This window comes from Alterirhizorhabdus solaris (assembly GCF_007785815.1).
In the GTDB taxonomy this organism is placed as follows: Bacteria; Pseudomonadota; Alphaproteobacteria; order Sphingomonadales; family Sphingomonadaceae; genus Alterirhizorhabdus; species Alterirhizorhabdus solaris.
Map to the genome: position 1 here is coordinate 1 of NZ_VNIM01000218.1, position 818 is coordinate 818.

General features: G+C 54.9%; 2 protein-coding genes. Both read right to left on the bottom strand.

Going from position 1 to position 818, the window contains the following annotated elements; translation table 11 throughout:
* Positions 1-84: 84 nt before the first annotated feature.
* Complete coding sequence (locus FOY91_RS21410; protein ID WP_145156099.1) at positions 85-417, bottom strand: hypothetical protein; 333 nt, start codon at positions 415-417, stop codon at positions 85-87.
* 18 nt (positions 418-435) lie between these two features.
* A partial coding sequence (locus FOY91_RS21415; RefSeq protein WP_203234674.1) for a transposase occupies positions 436-818 on the bottom strand: 383 nt, incomplete at its 5' end.

Here is an 818-nt window from a genome sequence, read left to right on the forward strand (position 1 = left end):
CAGATCAGACGGATATCGCTTGGTCTTCCTGGCGATGTCGGACATCCGCCCTCGGCTCTCTTCGGTCCACATCCAGAGCCTGAATCACATCCGACCAACCGTGCAAAGCCTTTTCCAAACGGTCTCTAAGCGATCATAAGCTTCTTCAAACTGACTCTTTACGAACGTAACATATCCTATGTCACGAAGGGCGGCTAGCGCCTCCTCCCAGCCTGACCAATGTGCTTTAATCTCATCGTCAAGCTCTTCTTTAAAGTAAGTTGAATATTCTGCACGCGCCCCAGATATCTCATCGTTTGAAAGAAGATCGGCGTCGACCTTCTGTTCGAGGATTATGTTTATAAAACTAATAACATCTCTTGGACGGTCTAGAGTTCGAGCTACAATATGGTCCCATTTCTGTTGGGTGCCACGCATTATACCAAGGTTCAGTGATCAGAACCCACAGGCCCAATCGCGGAGACCGAGCGACATGATGCGCCAGGGTTGCTCGACGAGCTTGTTCCAGGCGTCGCAGCAATGGTCGACGATCTCGTCATAGGAGCCGAACACGCGGTTCGAGAGCCAGTTGTCGCGCATGAACTGCCACACGTTTTCCTGCGGATTGAGCTCCGGGCTTTTCGATGGGATCGCGACGATCGAGATGTTGGCGGGAAGCTCGAGCTTCGGCGTCAGGTGCCAGCCGGCCTGATCCATGAGCACCACGGCGTGGGCGCCGGGGGCGACATGCAGAGCGATCTCCGCCAGGTGCAGGTTCATTGTGTCGGTGTTGCAGAACGGCAGGACGAGGCCGGCCGCCTTTCCCTCCTGCGGGCATA